Origin of the sequence: Neopusillimonas aromaticivorans (assembly GCF_030344915.1) — a bacterium.
Classification (GTDB): domain Bacteria; phylum Pseudomonadota; class Gammaproteobacteria; order Burkholderiales; family Burkholderiaceae_B; genus Neopusillimonas; species Neopusillimonas aromaticivorans.
Genome location: NZ_CP128233.1, coordinates 2547313 through 2565880, shown reverse-complemented (window position 1 = coordinate 2565880; position 18568 = coordinate 2547313). Strand labels below are relative to the sequence as shown.

At 55.1% G+C, this 18568-nt stretch carries 17 protein-coding genes, 2 tRNA genes, 5 pseudogenes and 1 riboswitch; of the genes and pseudogenes, 11 read left to right on the top strand and 13 right to left on the bottom strand.

Going from position 1 to position 18568, the window contains the following annotated elements; genetic code table 11:
* Positions 1-12: 12 nt before the first annotated feature.
* The 3 genes and pseudogenes from motA to flhD form a co-directional block, all read right to left on the bottom strand.
* Complete coding sequence (gene motA, locus N7E01_RS14115; RefSeq protein WP_289173321.1) at positions 13-885, bottom strand: flagellar motor stator protein MotA; 873 nt, start codon at positions 883-885, stop codon at positions 13-15.
* A gap of 158 nt (positions 886-1043) precedes the next feature.
* Positions 1044-1615: pseudogene (flhC, locus tag N7E01_RS14110) on the bottom strand (flagellar transcriptional regulator FlhC).
* A gap of 19 nt (positions 1616-1634) precedes the next feature.
* Positions 1635-1958 (bottom strand): flagellar transcriptional regulator FlhD, encoded by a 324-nt coding sequence (gene flhD / locus N7E01_RS14105; protein ID WP_289173320.1) that lies wholly within the window; start codon positions 1956-1958, stop codon positions 1635-1637.
* A 238-nt stretch (positions 1959-2196) separates the two neighbouring features.
* Between flhD and N7E01_RS14100 the strand changes: the two genes are divergently transcribed.
* From N7E01_RS14100 to N7E01_RS14090, 3 genes are all read left to right on the top strand, one after another.
* The gene (locus N7E01_RS14100; RefSeq protein WP_289173319.1) at positions 2197-3279 is read left to right on the top strand and encodes a class I SAM-dependent methyltransferase; all 1083 of its coding nucleotides are present in this window, start codon (positions 2197-2199) and stop codon (positions 3277-3279) included.
* Between the two features lie 123 nt (positions 3280-3402).
* Positions 3403-3867, top strand: a complete 465-nt coding sequence (locus N7E01_RS14095) for a TM2 domain-containing protein (protein ID WP_289173318.1) — start codon at positions 3403-3405, stop codon at positions 3865-3867.
* A gap of 138 nt (positions 3868-4005) precedes the next feature.
* A complete protein-coding gene (locus N7E01_RS14090) occupies positions 4006-4194 on the top strand; it encodes a CopG family transcriptional regulator (RefSeq protein WP_289173317.1) in 189 nt (62 codons plus the stop codon).
* Here the strand turns inward: N7E01_RS14090 and N7E01_RS14085 are convergent.
* Positions 4148-5781, bottom strand: a pseudogene (locus tag N7E01_RS14085) (SulP family inorganic anion transporter). The gene N7E01_RS14090 and the pseudogene N7E01_RS14085 overlap by 47 nt on opposite strands.
* A gap of 205 nt (positions 5782-5986) precedes the next feature.
* On the opposite strand from N7E01_RS14085, the gene panD reads away from it, so the two are divergent.
* Both panD and N7E01_RS14075 read left to right on the top strand, forming a co-directional pair.
* Complete coding sequence (gene panD, locus N7E01_RS14080) at positions 5987-6400, top strand: aspartate 1-decarboxylase (RefSeq protein WP_289173316.1); 414 nt, start codon at positions 5987-5989, stop codon at positions 6398-6400.
* A gap of 105 nt (positions 6401-6505) precedes the next feature.
* Positions 6506-6597, top strand: a riboswitch (TPP riboswitch).
* Between the two features lie 56 nt (positions 6598-6653).
* Positions 6654-7942 (top strand): annotated as a pseudogene (locus N7E01_RS14075) (purine-cytosine permease family protein).
* A gap of 37 nt (positions 7943-7979) precedes the next feature.
* Here N7E01_RS14075 and N7E01_RS14070 read toward each other — a convergent pair.
* A complete protein-coding gene (locus N7E01_RS14070; RefSeq protein ID WP_289173314.1) occupies positions 7980-8312 on the bottom strand; it encodes a tautomerase family protein in 333 nt (110 codons plus the stop codon).
* A gap of 238 nt (positions 8313-8550) precedes the next feature.
* On the opposite strand from N7E01_RS14070, the gene N7E01_RS14065 reads away from it, so the two are divergent.
* Together N7E01_RS14065 and N7E01_RS14060 are read left to right on the top strand one after the other, a co-directional pair.
* Positions 8551-10392 (top strand): ABC transporter ATP-binding protein/permease, encoded by a 1842-nt coding sequence (locus tag N7E01_RS14065; RefSeq protein WP_289173313.1) that lies wholly within the window; start codon positions 8551-8553, stop codon positions 10390-10392.
* Between the two features lie 103 nt (positions 10393-10495).
* Positions 10496-10786 carry a SirB2 family protein gene (locus tag N7E01_RS14060; RefSeq protein ID WP_350494866.1) on the top strand — a complete coding sequence of 97 codons (291 nt, stop codon included), beginning with the start codon at positions 10496-10498 and terminating at the stop codon, positions 10784-10786.
* 136 nt (positions 10787-10922) lie between these two features.
* Here N7E01_RS14060 and N7E01_RS14055 read toward each other — a convergent pair whose 3' ends face one another.
* The 5 genes and pseudogenes from N7E01_RS14055 to N7E01_RS14045 all read right to left on the bottom strand — a co-directional run bounded on the left by N7E01_RS14055 (position 10923) and on the right by N7E01_RS14045 (position 13922).
* Positions 10923-11984: a ligand-gated ion channel gene (locus N7E01_RS14055; protein ID WP_289173311.1), complete on the bottom strand. Its 1062-nt coding sequence runs from the start codon at positions 11982-11984 to the stop codon at positions 10923-10925.
* Positions 11974-12616: pseudogene (locus N7E01_RS19020) on the bottom strand (hypothetical protein). The gene N7E01_RS14055 and the pseudogene N7E01_RS19020 overlap by 11 nt, the downstream one beginning before the upstream one ends.
* A 29-nt stretch (positions 12617-12645) precedes the next feature.
* Positions 12646-13206: a hypothetical protein gene (locus N7E01_RS19015; RefSeq protein WP_350494865.1), complete on the bottom strand. Its 561-nt coding sequence runs from the start codon at positions 13204-13206 to the stop codon at positions 12646-12648.
* Complete coding sequence (locus tag N7E01_RS19010) at positions 13095-13553, bottom strand: hypothetical protein (protein WP_350494864.1); 459 nt, start codon at positions 13551-13553, stop codon at positions 13095-13097. The genes N7E01_RS19015 and N7E01_RS19010 overlap by 112 nt, the downstream gene beginning before the upstream one ends.
* Positions 13554-13610: 57 nt before the next feature.
* Positions 13611-13922 (bottom strand): hypothetical protein, encoded by a 312-nt coding sequence (locus N7E01_RS14045; RefSeq protein WP_289173309.1) that lies wholly within the window; start codon positions 13920-13922, stop codon positions 13611-13613.
* 55 nt (positions 13923-13977) lie between these two features.
* On the opposite strand from N7E01_RS14045, the gene N7E01_RS14040 reads away from it, so the two are divergent.
* Entirely contained in the window at positions 13978-14199 is a 222-nt protein-coding gene (locus N7E01_RS14040; protein ID WP_289173308.1) for a TIGR02450 family Trp-rich protein, read from the top strand.
* A 278-nt stretch (positions 14200-14477) separates the two neighbouring features.
* Here N7E01_RS14040 and N7E01_RS14035 read toward each other — a convergent pair.
* The 3 genes from N7E01_RS14035 to N7E01_RS14025 all read right to left on the bottom strand — a co-directional run bounded on the left by N7E01_RS14035 (position 14478) and on the right by N7E01_RS14025 (position 16153).
* Positions 14478-14553 (bottom strand) — tRNA-Asn (locus N7E01_RS14035).
* Between the two features lie 126 nt (positions 14554-14679).
* A complete protein-coding gene (locus tag N7E01_RS14030) occupies positions 14680-15543 on the bottom strand; it encodes a hypothetical protein (protein WP_289173307.1) in 864 nt (287 codons plus the stop codon).
* 28 nt (positions 15544-15571) lie between these two features.
* On the bottom strand, positions 15572-16153 hold the full coding sequence (locus N7E01_RS14025) for a glycosyltransferase family 39 protein (protein ID WP_289173306.1): 582 nt from the start codon (positions 16151-16153) through the stop codon (positions 15572-15574).
* A gap of 182 nt (positions 16154-16335) precedes the next feature.
* Between N7E01_RS14025 and N7E01_RS14020 the strand changes: the two are divergent.
* The 3 genes and pseudogenes from N7E01_RS14020 (at position 16336) to N7E01_RS14010 (ending at position 18489) form a co-directional block, all read left to right on the top strand.
* Positions 16336-17434: pseudogene (locus tag N7E01_RS14020) on the top strand (AI-2E family transporter).
* A gap of 152 nt (positions 17435-17586) precedes the next feature.
* Complete coding sequence (locus tag N7E01_RS14015) at positions 17587-18363, top strand: flagellar brake protein (RefSeq protein WP_289173304.1); 777 nt, start codon at positions 17587-17589, stop codon at positions 18361-18363.
* Positions 18364-18413: 50 nt separating this feature from the next.
* Positions 18414-18489: transfer RNA gene (locus N7E01_RS14010), tRNA-Thr, on the top strand.
* Positions 18490-18568 lie beyond the last annotated feature (79 nt).

Here is an 18568-nt window from a genome sequence, read left to right as displayed (position 1 = left end):
GACCCGCCTTCATCATGCTTTCTTGGGGGCCTTGCCGGCCTGCCGCACATGCTCTTCAAGCTCTGTGAACGAGGGGCGTTCGGTTGAATACAGCACCTTGCGGCCAAACTCGACAGCCAATTGCGGTGGGTAACCGTTCATGTACGCCAGCAGAGTCACCTTGATGCATTCGAGCACCTTGTGCGAGGTTTCATTGCGACGTTCAAGCGATGATGCCAAAGGGGACGCAAACCCGTACGCCAGCAAAATACCCAGAAACGTACCCACCATCGCCTTGGAGATCAGGTCAGCCAGAATGGCGGGTGGCTGATCAATGGCTGCCAGCGCCTTGATAACCCCGAGCACCGCCGCCACGATACCAAACGCCGGCAAACCGTCGGCCACCACTTGCATGGCACGCGCCGGCACATTGGCCTCGTGGTGATGGGTTTCAAGTTCCTGATCCATGAGCGTTTCAATTTCAAAAGGGCTCATGTTGCCGCTGATCATGAGACGCATGTAGTCGGATATGAAATCGACCATATGGTGGTCTTTGAGTATGCGGGGATACTCGGCAAAGATCGGACTTTTTTCCGGTTCTTCGATGTCGGATTCGATGGTCATGAGACCGTCGCGGCGGGCTTTGTTCAAAAGGGCGTACAACAACGCCATCAGTTCCATGTACAACGCCTTGTCGTACGGGTCTTTTTTCAGAAGGGCCGGCAGGGCCTTGAGCAAAGCTTTGATCGAGTTGCCATTGTTTGCAGCAATGTAGGCACCCAGGGCACCGCCACCAATGAGCAGCAGCTCGAGGGGCTGAAACAATGCGCCCATGTGACCGCCCATGGCGACATAGGCACCAAATACGCACACCGCTACGACAACGTACCCAATAATGATCAGCACAAACGAACCCTTGTTTTACTGTTTTTCTTCAGGCCGACAGAATCGTCGTAGCCTGCTGCGCAGCCAACCGCCTTCGAACATTCCGGCATTTACGCTTCGGCGCTAGCATAACGCAGTTTGAAACGCATTGGCAGATTTGGAATTATCGTGCAAAAACGTCACAACGCGTCGCCTGCAACAACACTTTTTCTGGATGCGCGTTGGCTGCGCGTTTTGCCTGCCCTTGGTGGCGGGCGGCAAATCGCACAAACAAAATCCTGTTGCGGGTCGTGTGCATGCGCAACAAACTGACCCGTACACCGCACACATCGTGACAACTGCAACAGCCCGCTTTCAAAAAACGCACCAGCATCCAGGCCCGCGTAAAGCTGAGGACGGGCTCGGCATCATCGCCGGAAACACGCCCGGCAGATGACTGCTCGGCATATAACTTGTAGGCTTCGATGAGCGCACGAGTCTTCTTGGCCGGCGTGAGACGATCAAGCCAGACATAAATGTTGTAGAAAAGACTCGCATGGATGTTGGGAAGCCAGGTCATGAACCAATCGACCGAAAACGGCAGCATGCCTTTGGGCGGCGATGCGCCCTTGACCTCACGGTACAATCGGGCCAGGCGATCGTAACTGAGCGAGGTTTCAGCCTGCAAAACTTGCAAGCGGGCCCCAAGCTCGATCATTTCCGAAGCCAACAGTATTTCTTCGGCCTCTTTGGCAACACTTTTTTGAGCCATACGTCAGCCGTTTATGAACTTAGACCGATTGGGTTGAACGTTGGGATAAAAGGATAGTCGTGTGCGCTTGCTGCAACACACCATCGAGCACATCACGGGTCAGGGTCGACAGCAGGCTGTAATCATCAAGACGAAACCCGCAGATCAGCGAGCTGGAACTGGCCAGCTTGACCAGTTGCGCCGGTGAAAGTTCAAGCAAGATGCCCGCAACATCTTCAGTGACACCCAGACGAAACATGCCGGCTGCGAGGTTTTCACGCAACAACCGCTGGGCGAGCATCAGGTAAGACAGGTTAACTTCCTGGATGTCTTGCAATAACGCATGAGATTCTTTGGCAGACACTGTCAGATTCCTTGGTAATTTTTTACAAGCGTACAACGGGTTTATTAAGCGAATACGAACGACGTTACAGCAAAGCCCAACACCGTCAAAAAGCCTATAAAAAGTTAACTAAAAACTACGAATAGAGTACCACATTGACCCCAATTCAAGGGAAAGAAGAATACGCGCCGCAACATTCTGACGCATCGCAACACGGTAAACTGGCGTAACCCCTACTCCTGTTCAGCCAACGTCCCACATGCCCACACCTCCTCCTATTGCCGCACCGGAACACACCAAACGCGCAGACGATCAATGCAGTGTCAAGGCTGCATTCGAATGGATATCCCAGGGAGGCAGTCTGATTTTTGACGGCACCTACAACAACGCACGGCAACTGCTTGCCGCACTGGCACGCCACATCGACGCGCGAACCCGCAAGCGTAAACCCGCCGAAGCACCCGACCCTCGCGATGCGTTTAACCGCTATCGTCAGCAACAGTCACAGCGCACCAGTCTCTTGAACCGCGTGCTTGTCGAAGTTGAGCCCGGCTATCGGCTGACATTAAACAAAGCACCCGACGTATCGGCAGCCTGCATGGCTGCCTTCACGCCACTCACCCAAAATGCGCTGTTACCGCTACGACAAATTCTGGGTGCAGTCAGCGCATGGGAATGGCGAAAGAAAGGGATTAACATCGACGGGCTGAATCAGCCCCTCAGCGTGCACTACGGTGTGTTCTCACCCATTCGCGGCGAGTATCTGGATTTGGTCCGAACCGCACCCCTGCCTTCAGGACCCATCCCGGCCGCCGTTGACCTGGGAACCGGAACCGGTGTCATCGCCGCCTTGCTTGCACAACGAGGCATCCAACACGTGATCGCAACCGATACCAACCCGGATGCCATTGCCTGTGCCGCCGAGAACTTCGAACGTCTCGGTCTTACCGAACGCGTCACCCTGCTTCCGGCGGACACTTTCCCGCCCGGGACATTCAAACTGATTGTTTGCAACCCGCCCTGGTTGCCAGGAAGGCCGACCTCGGCACTTGAAAGTGCCATTTACGACCCGGACAGCCAGATGACACGGCACTTTCTGCACACGCTTGGGCAGCATCTGGACACCGGCGGTGAGGGCTGGCTGATCATGTCTGATCTGGCCGAACGACTGCAACTGCGTGACGCCGGTGCGCTTGAAGCCTGGATCGAGGCCGGAGGCCTGCGCGTCATTGAAAAACACTGCACACAGCCCACCCACCCCCGCACGCGGGACACCCAGGATGCCCTGCACCAGGCACGCGCAGCGGAAATCACCTGTTTATGGCGGCTGACCAAACGTTAAGACAAATGCACGGCACCGTCGTCATTGCAAACTCGCAGTACAGCCTCGCAGAAACCCGTTAAACTCCCAGCGAACCGGCCTGAACGCCTTATTTGACGTAGTTTTTTCTGACATGACACTGCCATGCTGCAAAAAGCCCTGATACCCATCGCTGTATTTCTCGTTGTTCTTATCGCTTTAAGTTTTGGCGAGACCGTCGGCCGTGAGGTACTTTCCTGGATTGAATCAATTACCGGACTGGTGCTGGAAAACTTTGCGGATGTCTACTACGCATTGCATGACTATGTCAGCCGGCACACCAACAAGATCATCCTCGCGCTGGTGCTGACCATACCTATCAGTATCTGGCTTCTGCGCAACCACGGCGAATCGCTTGCCAAAAATGCCAGTCAACGAAAAATCGCCATTGTATTGGCCATTTTTCTGGGTTGGCTGGGTGCCCACCGCTTTTATCTGGGCCAGATCGGGTGGGGCATCGTCTACCTGGTTATCTTCTGGCTTTTCGTACCGCTGGTTGTGGTGATCAGCCTGATCGATGCGATCCGTTACTTTTTCATGACGGAAGAAGAGTTTCGCCCCGAACGCTAGCAGAAGACATGTGTTGCTCTGACTTCCGCCAACGCCGTTTCAACGCGGCTTGAATGCAGCTAGGGCGCATGCCCTGAAGACCCGACCGGTTACCTGTGGCTATCGTAAGCCGACCGCAGAATATTTCAAAAGAATAATATGGAAAACAAAACCGCACGCCTTACCGTACTGATCGACCCCCGCAAAAAAGAAGCGTTTGAACAACTGTGCGCCTCGAAAGACCTCACGCCGTCACAGGTTGTACGACAACTGATTCGCGGGTATCTGGCCGAACATCAGGTCAATTATCTGGCTGAAGAGCCTGGGCAAAAGAAGGGCTCAGACTAACCCCCGAACCCGCCTCGGCCAGGCCCATTTTGCGTATTTTCGCCTGGACACGCGTATTGGCCTCGGTCAGTATGACCTGCCCCCTTGCCCAACCAGGCCGCGCACCACCTTTTCAAGCGATTGCAACCCGGTCGCATCAATGAATGGCACCCGGCCCAGACGGATAACCACCGTGTCGCCGGGCCCGTGAGCCTTGATATCGAACCGGTCAACAAAGTGCTCGGATGCGCCGTAAAACAGCGGCCCTTCCACCCCATAGACAAATAGCCCTGCCGGCAGGACGTCTGCGGCAATCGCCAGCTCTTGCTGGATGGATGCCGCCGATTGCCGCGAAACAGTGACGCTGTCGGCCATGCGTCGCAGAAAATGCAGCATGGCAACCACGACGCCGATATTGACCGCAACCACAAGATCGGCAAAAACAGTGAGCGCAAAGGTCAACACCAGAATAAAGACATCAGCGCGCGGTGCACGACGCATCAAACGCACCACATGCGGCAATTCACTCATGTTCCAGGCCACAACAAACAAAATGGCCGCCAGGGTGGCCAATGGCACATGACGTGCGTAAGGCGCCAGAAAAAGAATGATCAGCACCAGCGTCACTGCGTGAACAATGCCGGCCAGCGGACTGGTTCCACCATTTTTGATATTGGTCGCCGTACGTGCAATCGCACCCGTAGCGGCAATACCGCCAAACAGTGGAGCGGCCATATTGGCCAGACCCTGGCCGATGAGTTCCTGATTGGAGTTATGTCGCGAGCCCGACATGCTGTCAGCCACCACGGCCGACAACAGTGATTCGATGGCCCCCAGCATGGCAATGGCAAACGCGGGGCCGATCAGCTCAACCATACGGGATACCGTCAGTTGCGGCCATTCAAAACCGGGCAAGCCACGAGGCAGCTCACCAAACACGCTACCGATCGTCGGGACACCCTGGAATTGAAACATGGACTGGAGCAGCGTCATGATGACCAACGCCACCAAAGGCCCGGGAACACGCGAAAGCCTGGACACATGAGGCGTAGCCAGGATAAGCGCCAGCGAACACAACCCGAAGAGGGTCGCCGGAACACTGAGGTCGGGCAACGCGCCCAGCATCTGCAGCAACTTCTCGTGAAAATGTCCTGAAGGCTGTACCGGCAAGCCGAAAAAATCTTTCCATTGGCCAACAAAAATGATGACACCGATACCCGCTGTGAAACCGACGATCACGGGCTGCGGGATAAACCGGATCACCGCGCCCAGGCGTGCAAGACCCAACAACAGCAAAATGACCCCGGCCATCAAGGTGGCAATTTGCAGCCCTTGAATGCCATGCGTTGCCACAATGCCCGACAGAATGACAATGAATGCTCCGGTGGGGCCGGCGATCTGTACACGACTACCGCCGAAAACCGACACACACAACCCGGCCACAATGGCGGTGTAAATGCCTTGTTCTGGCTTGGCCCCGCTGGCAATCGCAAACGCCATGGCCAGCGGCAACGCCACAACACCTACGATAACGCCCGCCACGATGTTCCTGGCCCAATGGACTCGACCCAACAACCCTGCCCTGTACGCTTCCAGTAACGCAAACATGATCTCTCCAGACCGCAAACCGGTCACAATCCTGCATAAGGAACAACACCATGAAATTATAATTAGATGATAATAATTGCACCTGGAAAACTGGCTTCCATTCATCAAACATCAACTTTATTGATGTTTGATGGCACAGATTAACTCTGCGGCGACTAAAAAAACTACAATAACAAGTTGTTCAATTCATTTTCCCGAGACCACAGTGAGAAAAGTAGTCGCCGGCAAACTGCATGGCATTCGTGTCACAGGCGCCGATCTTGAATATCATGGTTCCATCACGCTCGACCCCGACCACTGCGAAGCGGCCGGCATCCTGCCCATGGAGTTCGTCGACATCTGGAACAAACACTCCGGGGCGCGCATCAGCACCTATGTCATTTATGGCGAGCGCGGTTCACGGTGCTGTATCCTGAATGGTGCTGCTGCCCGCACGTGCCAGAAGGGGGACGAAATCATCATCTGCAATTCGGTGTACGTCACTGAACAGGAAATCGAACAGATCAAGCCTGTCGTCCTAACGTTTCACCCCGACAACGAAATCAAGGAACGCCTGGGCTACGACGTTGGTCGTGATGAACAGAATCGCCTGAGTTTCAACATCATCCAGTTCGACTGACCCATAACGTCATTCGTCGTCTACGGCAAACGCACGACTGCACACCTGAAAATGCCACTACCGATGCAAACGGAGTGGCTTTTTTGTGGAACAGGTACAATCTGCCCGAATCGCTGGGGGTGCCGCACAAGCGGCTGAGATAGTCCCTTTGAACCTGTTGAGATAATGCTCGCGCAGGAAAGCGAACCGGCACCTGCCTGTCGCGGTTTCTCCATCCCGCTCTGGTCAGCATGCTTGTCGCCCCTGCTTTCTACTGGCACACCATGACAAGCACGACCGCACCAAAAATTCCGCCCTTACCCCCGTTTCAGCCGCCGAACGCGTCTTCAGCTGGCACGAGCATGCCTCGCTCTGGTTCAGCCTGGGTGTGGGCCTGCTGGTCATGCAAGTGGGCGCTTATCTGGTGCCGTCCGTGGGCACCCAAGACGCCGTCATCGCCATTTTGCTCGGCTCGCTTGTCGGATCCGGTTTGCTGGCCTGGGTAGCCCGCACCGGCTGCGTAACCGGTCTCTCCAGCGCAGGGCTGATTCACTGCACGTATGGCAGCGCCTTTGCGCGGCTACCCGTCATACTGAATATTGTGCAGTTGCTGGGCTGGACCACATTCGAACTGGTCATTATGCGGGAAGGAACCACCGCGATCAGTCAACAGGCCTTCGGGCTGGATTTCAGCGGTCCGCTGGGTATCGTGTTGATTACCCTGTTCTGGGGCGCGATCCTGATGGCGCTGCTGGCCGGCTCAATGATTACATTGGTACGCAAGTTCATTGCCCGATTCGGCCTGCCTTTGGTCGTGCTGTCGCTGATCTGGCTAAGCTGGCAGTTCCTTGAAAGCTGCAGGCTCAAGGTTTTGAGGTGCTCTGGAGCCGACCCGGCAACGGCACGATGGGCCTGTTTTCGGCCATGGATCTGGTCATTGCCATGCCCGTATCCTGGCTGCCGCTGGTGGCAGACTATGCCCGCCATGGTCGCTCGGGGCGTGGTGCGATGGGTGGCACATGGCTGGGCTACACCATCGCCAACATCTGGTGTTACGCCCTGGGCGTCGTTGTCATCAGTGTTGCCGAACCCGGCATGGGTCTGGTCAGCGCCCTTTTACTGGCACAAGGCGGCTTGATCGCCCTGGGCCTGATCATGATTGATGAACTGGACAATGCCTATGGCGATCTGTATTCGGGTTCAGTCTCGACACACAGCCTGTTTCCGCGCTGGAACATCCGGCGCTGGGGCCTGACCCTGGCGGTCATCAGCATTGTGCTGGCCACGCTTTTGCCCATGCACTCGCTGGAACCCTTTTTGCTCACACTCAGTTCTGTGTTTGTGCCGTTGTATGGCGTCATTCTGGGTCGTCAGGGGTTTGCGACCGGTGAACAGCGCCCAGGCGGCAAGGCAATCAACGGATCTGCTGCCGCTCTTTGGCTTCTGGGAATTGCGCTGTACCACAGCATCGGCCACTGGGCGCCCGGTTACGGCTCAGCGTTGCCAACACTGGCCATCACCTTTGCCCTGGCGGCGGTCAGCCGGCCCGGACCGGCGCGTTAAGGCTGCATTTGCAGCCCTACCGAGCCAAGGGCAAACCCTAGCGACCAATAGAAGCGGCAGTCTTACCCCCGGCAATACCCACATTAGTGCTGGGGATTTCGACCATCCATACGCGGATGTCGTCTTCAGAGGTACCCGTTGCCGCGTGAGCTGCCTTGCTTAACGCGGCAATCAATGCCGCTTTTTGCTGATCGCTACGCCCCGCGATAAGGTCTACCCGAAAATTCACTGCGGGCGAATCCAGCTGTCCCGCCGCCATGTAGTGGCCGCCCGGCAATTCATGTAACATCACGCGCACCGACGTGATGGCTGACCCCAGGGTTTCAACAACAGCATCACTGGTTTTCTGAACCAGCGTTTTTTTGCTCATGGGTAAAACTTTGGGTTGCGGTAATGGTAACGAAGGGCATAGAACACCTTTATTCAAATTTAGGGTCAAACAATATCCCGGGCATTATCGCTGTGCCCGGCAACGATTGACAAGCCGGAAGCCATACCCGACCGGTCTGGCCGCAAAATGACATGAACTGGACACAAGAACTGATCAACAGCGGGCTCTGGATCGCCAAGGCCTACTCAATTACCCTGATTTGCTTCGGGGTTGTGGCTTGGGGCTCGCCCGCCGCACCGTATGGGGCCGACAGTTCTGGCAACTGTCCGGCGGCTATTTTTCACCTCGTCGCAGCTGGCGCCCCCTGCTGACGGTCGCCCTGATCCTGCTGCTCACGCTGGCGGGCGTACGTCTTCAGGTGCTGTTTTCAAACTGGTACAACACCATGTACAGCGCACTCCAGGATCTGAACGAAGCCGGGTTCTGGTTGGCCATGTGGCTGTTCGCTGCACTGGCCACCGTCCATGTCGTCCGCTCACTGCTTGACTACTACGTGCAACAGGCGTTCATTATTCATTGGCGCTCATGGCTGAACGACCAACTGCTTGGACGCTGGGTGGATGAACGGGCCTATTACGGCACCCAACACCTTGAAAAAGGTATCGACAACCCCGACCAGCGCATCCAGTACGACGTCACCGTCTTTGCCGAATCCTCACTCTCCCTTTCAATGGGGGTTGTGGATGCCCTGGTCTCAACCGTAGCCTTTACCCTGATTCTGTGGGGGCTGTCAGGCCCATTGGCCCTGTTCGGCACCGAAATTCCGCGCGGCATGGTATTTCTGGTGTTTGCCTATGTACTTGTCGCTACGGTATTTGCCATAAAAATTGGCCGCCCGCTGATTTTGCTTAACTTTCTGAATGAACGCTTTAACGCTGACTACCGTTACGCACTGGTACGGCTACGCGAATATGCCGAAAGCATCGCGTTTTATGCGGGCGAAAAAGTAGAAGCCGCCCTGCTACGCCACCGGTTTGCCCAGGTCATCAGCAATGCATGGGCCATTGTGTACCGATCACTGAAATTCCTGGGGTTCAACTTTACCGTGACCCAAGCGGCCGTCGTGTTCCCGTTCATCATCCAGGCCCAGCGTTTCTTTTCAAAACAGATCAGCCTGGGTGACTTGATGCAAACCGCCCAGGCCTTTGGCCGGCTGCAAGAAAACCTGTCATTTTTTCGCAATGCATACGACAATTTTGCCGCTTACCGGGCCACACTCGACCGTTTAACCGGGTTTTGTACGGCCATTGATCAAGCGGCCCGATTGCCCCACCCCGACATTCGTCCTGACGGCCGCCACCTGAGTCTTGAAAAACTGTCTGTCAGCACACCCGCCGGCGTGACACTGATCACCGACCTGTCGCTTGACGTGTCTCCTGGCCAGGCCCTGCTGATTCGCGGCCCATCAGGATCCGGGAAAACCACCCTGCTGCGGGCCATTGCCGGACTCTGGCCCTGGTGTAACGGCACCATCCGGCGTCCGGATGCTGCCATGCTGTTTCTGGCACAAAAGCCGTATTTACCTTTGGGCACCTTGCGCGAGGCCTTGCACTACCCCGAGCCCACCTCGCCGGCCGACGGTACGACGCCCGTCGCTGACGCGGAAACACTCGGCGCGGTCGCCTCGGCCAATGTCGAGGACGCGCCGAAGAATCTTGACCAGGTTCTGACTTTCGGCCCCCTTCACCCCACGATTGCCACGCCTTCACAACCCACCTTTTCAGATCAACGCGCACACGAAGTGCTGGACCTCGTACAATTGGGTCATCTGAGCAGCCGACTGGATGAAGTGGCCGACTGGAGCCGGATTTTGTCACTGGGCGAACAACAACGGCTTGCATTTGGCCGTATCTTGCTCGCACGCCCCGCCGTTGCATTCCTGGACGAAGCCACCTCGGCGATGGACGAAGGGCTTGAAGACGCCATGTATCGTCTCATCAAGCAGCGCTTGCCCGATACCCTTCTGGTCAGTGTAGGGCACCGAAGCACACTGGTCAGACACCACCCCGTCCAACTTAATCTTGAAGGGAAAGGCGCCTGGAAAATCAGCAACGACTGATTCCGGGAACCGCATTTACCATGTCTTATATCGCACTCAAACACCTGCACACGACGGCCGCCGCATTGAGCCTGCTTTTTTCATTATCAGGGCTTACTGGTCAGTGATTGAATCTGCCGTCCTTCAAAAGAAAGCCGTACGCATTGCACCCCATGTGATCGACACGATTTTACTGGCCTGCGGTCTGGCCATGGCCTATACCATCGGCTTCAACCAAGGCTGGATCTGGGCCAAGCTTGTGGCGCTGGTGCTGTACATCGTCGTGGGCACAGTCGCCATCAAGCGTGGAAAAACACCCACTACCCGGGGCATTGCCGCGCTGGCTGCTGTTGTCATTTTCTTTTACATCGTCGGGGTCGCACTGACCCGCAACGCCTGGTCGTGGTTGGCGTAAGCCACCTGACAGCGTCCGTCATTCAAAGCCGGTCAAGACGTTATTCCTGACCGGTGCCCTGCCGGGAGAGGGTCAGCGGCCTGAGGGCGAAAGGTCAATGGCCTGATGGGAAGGGGCTGGTGGGCTGATGAAAGACTCAGGCCAGAAACAGCACACACGACACCACCAGAACCACGACATACAGCACAGGGTAAATACCCCGCAACCAGCGGTGCAGCCATTGGGCGCGTGGCACCGAAAAATCGGTGAACAGGCTGGCCACGACACATGACGCCAACATGCCAAAACTTAACATCATGATGGTCGTGTTGAATAACACATCGGAAAATGTCAGGTAATGCACTACAGGCAACTCGCGGTTCAAGACAAATTTCAATGCAATTGACGTCAGAATCAGCGTAATGATCCCTGCTATGCGTGGCGACGAAAACGCGGGTTGTACCGTGAAGTTCACCCACATCAACCCCCACGACGCCAGAGCGATGATCAGCAACGGCAACAACACTTTATGAACGCCGTCGATAAAGTCATGCACAACCTCGATTTGCAGGCTGATTTGTGGAAAGGCCTTACCAGGCAGATCTGGATATTCAACCGTGCGGGTTACCCAGGCCATGCGCACGGGATGCCAGTTGCCATGCAGCACCGTGTCTAGGCTCTCCATACTGTCTGAAGGCGCGAGCTGCCCCAGTTCGAATTGCATATGCCGCGCATCAACCGCCATGCTCGATATATTCAGATCGAGCATCAGACGGCCAAACGGAAACCAGATCAATTCGCCAATGAATCTGGGCCGCGTCGTGAATTTTTGCCGTGTCACCACAGTACCATCAGGGTGTACCGTCAGTGCATAGACGACCGCCGACGACAACCCTTTTTCACCACTGATATCCAGCACCGGATGCCAGATTTTCTCGAGGTGACGCTCGGCACGCACACCCATCCATGAACGGGGTGTGTCGTCAGGAGAACTGAACGCCAGACGCTCATCTTTCCATTTGAGCACCAGCTGTGCCGTAGCATCGAAGGTGCCGGTATCCAGACGAATGTCGTTGACATCCTCAAGGTACAGGTAAGCCCGCACCGTAGTAGGACCGTCAAGACGTGGAGGAGGAATGTCGGCCAGCACAACCCCGGAGGAACCGAACCAAAGCAGTACGGTGGCAAATAGCGCGAACAAAACTGACTTAATGCGCACGATTATCCTTTTTATACCGGGCAAGCCCTTTTTCCATCGCCTCAACAACTGTACGCAACACCTCGATGCGCGCATGGTTTTTATCGTTGGATGAAACCAGATGCCAGGGGCACCGTTCGGTGCTGGTTTCCCGAAACAGGTCATTGGCAGCTTGAACGTAGTCGTCCCAACGTTTACGGTTACGCCAGTCTTCGTCGGTAATTTTGAAGTTCTTGAACGGTGAACGCTTGCGCGCTTCAAACCGTTCGAGCTGTTCGTCTTTGGTGATGGCCAACCAGAACTTCAGGACGATGGCACCATGGTCAACCAGTTGATGCTCAAATTGATTGATTTCAGTGTAAGCCCGACTCCACTCGGCTTCGGTGGCAAACCCTTCAACACGCTCAACCAGAACACGTCCATACCAGGAACGGTCAAAAATACCGACTCGCCCCTTCGGCGGCAACTTGCGCCAGAAGCGCCACAAATACGGACGCGCAAGCTCTTCGTCGGTAGGTGCTGCAATAGGGATGGCCCGGTACTGACGCGCATCAATTGCGTGGGTAATGCGTCGGATCGTCCCCCTTGCCTGCCGCATCCTGGCCTTCAAACACCAGAATTAACGGAAAATTGGCAAAGCGCGGGTCTCGCACCAAACGGGCCAACCGTGCCTGCAATTGGGTCAACAAGGGTTCATAGTCCCCTTTTTCAGCTTGGCGGTGTAGTCGATGGCGTCGAGTGACAACACCCGACCATTGTTTGCAATGGCATCAGGATTGGTCAGCACTGCGCCTTCGGGCAGAAACGGGGTATCGTCGGCCACCAGCGACGGGATCACGGGTGGCCGTGGGTGACGTCGCAGCGTCGACAGCACAGCCTGACCCGTACAAATATGACGTGTATTGTCGTCAGCCGACGGGATGACCACCCAGGGCGAGTATTTATCATGCGTAAGGGTCATGGCCAAGGCCCCGATAGCACGGGCCCGATCAAATTTCTTGCGGACTTCGAGATCAAGCGGATTGACTTGCCAGGATGTGTCAGGGTTCGCCAGCAAGGCATCTACGCGCTCTTCCTGGCCTTTTTTGGACATATGGAACCACAACTTGACCACTTGCACGCCGTTATGCGTCAGGACGGACTCGAATTCGCGCACTTCCTGTGCCAAGGCCCTGACCCGGCCTTCATCGGGTGTTTTCTGTGCCAGCTCTTCGAAAAGATCGCGATACCACGACCCGAACACAACACCGGTAGACCCTTTAGCCGGCAGGTGACGCCAATAACGCCATAACGGAGGCACCCCTGGAGCTCAGGCCCGGGAGGGCCGTACGCCAGCGTAATGATGTGACGCGGATCCATCCATTCATTCAGCATATTGATGCAACCACCCTTACCCACCCCATCAAGACCGGCAATCACAATGAGTACGGACTGATGCGCCTGCTTGAGCAACGCATACTGTGCCTTGAGCAAAGTGACACGCAAATCGGCTATTTGCTCTTTAGCCGCTTTCTTGTCAAGAACCGGATCGGATTCAGCCGCGCCAAGCGCAACTTCAAAATGATGGGAAGGAGTAAGTTCTTTTGTCATACTGGCCTTTTATTATGCTTGTGTTTGTTACCGTAGCGTTTCATTGTATTTCAATATTTACCTGACCAAAACCAGGCGCACGACCGCATCACCCCCTGCCCACAAGAACGCATTTTGCTCAAACGCTTGTTGACGCCTTTCATTTTCCGCGTCATCAAAACGCTGGCTGAACGGGTTACTTGTCGATATGAATGCCGCGCAGCGCACACCGTGGGTATGATAGAGAGCCAACAGTTCGGGGCTGAACGTGTCGATGCACAGCCTGAAGGGCCGCTGGCCCAGCACGGTATATTCAGTGGCAAGATAGGCCTGCAATAACTGCGGATCAATTGCGCTCGCTTGCAGCGACTGCGAGTCAGTTTCGGTCATACGCCCCATGCACATTGGTTTTTAATTATGCAGTTTATTGTGAAGGAGTATGTTTTTGAACCCGCTGCACCCAAAAAAATTGCTGAAAAGCAAATGGACGGCAATCAAGCCGGTCGCAAAGAACAAGCACTTTCTTGTCACCAAGGTCATTCAACCCGAACCGCCTGAATCCCCCATTCAGGGGGTCGAAATAGAAGCCGTGTATTCCGGGAAAAGCAAGATCATTGACTGGCGCGAGCTGCGCGACGAGACGCTGTGGCGGCAGGGGTGGGTTTGATACCCCGGGAAACCAGGATGTTCCGGCATCCACCTACGAATCGATTGGTCTGCGCGCAAAGCAGCGGCAAACCCCGGCGGCCCGGATGATCCCCATTCAACGAAGCTTTGGGTGGATGGCTATGCCGAGCTGATTGCAGCTTTGTGAGCGATAGCGCTGAGCCATATTATCGCTATCACTTGCACTATCAAATGCAGAAAAATGCATGGTTGTGACGGAAAAAAATAACGCCTCGATTAAGAGGCGTTATTTATAAAGCACTTCGAGCTTTGAATTCTTGGCTCCCCGAACTGGGTTCGAACCAGTGACCTGCGGATTAACAGTCCGTCGCTCTACCGACTGAGCTATCGGGGAATTGAAAGAACATAACTATAACACATTTATTTTTTACTGCGCAAGTTATGTCTTAACTTTTTTGTTGCTGCTGCAAACTTTTTGCAGATGGTGTGCGTATTAGCACACACCGCACACCTGCTTTGCTTACCTGGCTACTGCCTTGCAAGCGTCTGTTGGTGGCAACGCGCCGTATTGTACCGTAAAAACCGGACTCGTGTCAGACGACCACTGCTGGGTGAATTGACCCTTGATCGGCATGCGTTCATACAGTGCCATCAGCTCTGCCGACCAATAACCCCGACTGTCGGGACTGTACAAAACCATGACGCCACAATCGAGCGCGGTCTCAGGGTCAAGCCATGGTGACTGAAAATAGTCTGCACTAATAAAGACCTGGGTTTGCTCGGAAATATTGGTGGCAATATTGCCACCAAACCACGTATCGGATGCCACCAGCAACAGAGGCTGATCAGGCACATGTGAAGACCAGATTTCCTGCACTTTCGTCGCCAGCTCGGGGCCGGGAAAGGTTGAACGCGTCATGCGCCCCGCCTCGTAAGCTAAAGGGCCACGTGCCACGGCATAACCAACCGCCATCAGTACCTGTAATGCAATAGCCAATACCGCTGTGCGCTGCAACCAAACCTGATCACTGCCTTTCAGGAACCAGAACGAATAAAACCCGAAAAGAATGAAAAACGTCGTACCCCAGGCAGAAACCAGCTGGGTTGCCAGTACCACCGCGATCAACAGCGTCACAACCAGCGGCCCAAGCCCTATCCACCACAGAAAGGCACGCGCCTGAGGGCCGATTGCCTGCGCATACGTTTGCGTGGTCATGGTGTGCAACGTGGGAGCAGCATCGCGACGCTGCCACCACCACAGGGCAATCCACAACACCAGCATCGGGCTGATACGTGCCAGCTGGTCAAGTGCAAAGTCAACGGCCCCGAGGACGATCTGCACATACGTTGCGTCCGTTTCCATCGAACGATCGGCATAACGCAAGGGGCAAAGTCATTGCTGACCAGCCAGATCAAATGCGGCAAAAAACCAGGGCAAATACCAGGGCCGCCAGTGCGATGCCCTTCCAGACCTCAGGTCGGCGCAAATAGCCATGCACCAGCATGAAAACGAAAAAAGCCGCAAACTGGACGAGGGCACTGTACTTGGTCAACATGGCCAACCCGGCAACCATCCCAAGCCATACCCAGTCAAGCCTGCGGCCGTCACGCAAGGCACGAAACAGCAACCAGGTCGACGCTGCCACTGACCACAGCTGCGCTGTATTATGGTTATAAATTGTGCCTCGCAATGAAAAGTACAAAATCACCGAGACCATCAGCGTCGCAATCAAGGCGCGACGCGGCGTCGTGAACTCACACCCCAGCAGGAACACAAACCACAAGGCCAGGGCCGAGACTATCTGGCCGGCAAAAAACGTTAGCCAAAGCGGTCTGCCGAACAACTCGACCAACCCCCACATGAACCAGGACGGCAAAGGCGGGTGCTTGGAATAGCCCCACTCGAGACTGGAGGCCCAGACCAGTTCTTCCATGCCATCCAGATCGGGGGCTTTATGGCTGACGGCACACAATACCGTCCAGAGCAGCACCATACCCGCCAGATAAACAAACAAAAACCGCTGGGCCGAGGCACGCGAACCGGCATCTGGAAAAAGGGGGCTGAAAATACAGTGGAGGTCATAAAACGGCTGAAACAAAAGGGTTGCTGACGATGGTTTGAGGGTATGATGCTTGTCTGATTTCTACCGGATTTTATGTGAATCGCGGAGCCTGCATGACCAGTTCTGGAATTTACTACCGAAGCTTCATTACCCTGCTGATTATCGTATCAGTGGCATTCGGCTGGCTGCTGCTGCCATATTACAGTGCATTGTTCTGGGGCTTTGTCTTCGCCATCAGCTTTACCCCCTGCACCGGCGCATTCTGGCGATCATGCCGCGCCACCCCAACACTGCGGCATTGTCCACACTGGCACTGTGCCTGCTGGTCGTCATTTTTCCGCTTATTGCATTGACCAGTGCCTTGATTCGCGAAGGCGCAATGATCTACAGGCGCATCGAAAGTGGCCAACTGAATCTCGGCTTGTACTACGAACGTATCATCAATGCCTTGCCCGAATCGTTGCACCGTCTGGTTGAAGAACTGGGTATTGCCGACATTTTCAGCATCCAGGAAAAACTTTCGGCAGGAGCACTCGAGGGCAGCAAGTTTCTGGCCAGCCAGGCCGTCAATATCGGTCAAAATACAGCGGGTTTTCTGGTCAGCATGGCCATCATGCTGTATTTGCTGTTTTTCCTGCTGCGTGATGGTGCCGCCCTGGCGAAAACCATCAATCTGGTCATCCCCTTGGGTGACGACCACAAACATTTATTGATCCAGAAATTCATTACCGTCGTCCGTGCGACCGTCAAGGGTAACCTTGTCGTCGCAGCAACGCAGGGGGCACTGGGCGGTTTCATTTTTGGGTTCTCGGCATCGAGGGCGCGCTGCTTTGGGGCGTCATCATGGCCTTCCTGTCACTATTGCCTGCAGTGGGCTCAGCGCTGATATGGGCACCGGTTGCGGTTTATTTCATGGTCACCGGCAATTACTGGGATGGCAGTATCCTCATCCTGTTTGGCGTGCTGGTCATCGGGCTGGTTGACAATGTCCTGCGCCCTCTTTTGGTTGGCAAAGACACCAAAATGCCCGACTATGTCGTACTGATATCCACCATTGGTGGGCTGGCCACGTTCGGCCTGAACGGATTCGTCATCGGGCCACTGCTGGCAGCGCTGTTCATGGCGGTCTGGTCACTGTTCCCTGCTGCCATCAAAGCCCAGCAAACCCCAGGCAAACCATTAACTAGGCGCTGTTTCTACCCAACGCTCTGACAGGTACAATGTCACAATCCGACACGATAATCACAATAGTTTTGTGTCATGGCTCCCCATACTGCATGGGGCCAGCGCGCAACCAAAGCAATGGTTAGTGCCCCCAATTACACGTTTTAGCGGTTTTTTCCGCATCTATTCTGACAACGACCATGGTATTTTCCAGCACAACAGAACCGTCGACGTCTCACAGCGTTGACGCCAACGACCCGCACACGCTGACCGCGCCGCTCGAGATTCAGTCCGTGCTGCGCAACGTACAGCGCCAGCGCTCGCTTTTGCACGTTCATGTACCCAACAGCGTTACGGCCATGATCAGTACGGTACTTGACGTCAACGCCGAACAAAACCTGCTGATTTTCGACATTTCTGCAGACAGCGCCACCAACAAGCGGGTACAAACCGCCAGCCGCATCCTGGTCGAAGCCTCACTCGACAAAATCCATGTGCGATTCTCGTGCGGGCAGGTCAGCCCCTGTGATTTTGAAGGTAAACCGGCGCTGTGTGCGCCGCTGCCACAAGCGCTCAGCTATCTTCAACGGCGTGATTTTTACCGCATCAACACGCCGATTACCAACCCCGTGCTGTGCAAGGTTCCGGTCCAGGAAAACAACCGGGCAAAAGTGGTTACATTACCCTTGGGCGATATCAGTGGCGGGGGTATTGGTGTATACGATGACAACCAACTGCCCGATATCTCGATGGGTGCCTTGTACAACAATTGTGAAATCAACTTGCCCGACGTCGGCGTAATTACCGTAACGCTGCGTATACAACACGCATCCACCCAGGAACTTCCCAGCGGCAAAACACGTGTGCGCCTGGGTTGTTCGTTTGTACGCCCGTCGGGGCCCACGCTGAATATGGTGCAACGCTATGTGGGCAAGCTCGAACGCGAACTGATCGCCAAGCGCCGCGGCTTTGGCTGATGACTTTTTCAGCGCGTGAAAAGCCGGTATAATTTTGCGCGTGCGAAAATGCCGATGTAGCTCAGTTGGTAGAGCAGCGCATTCGTAATGCGAAGGTCGGAGGTTCGACTCCTCTCATCGGCACCAATACTTGCAGAAGGTTGTATCAACAACCAAAAAAGCACCCCGGTTCCCCTATGAACGTGGGGTTTTTTTACGTCTATTG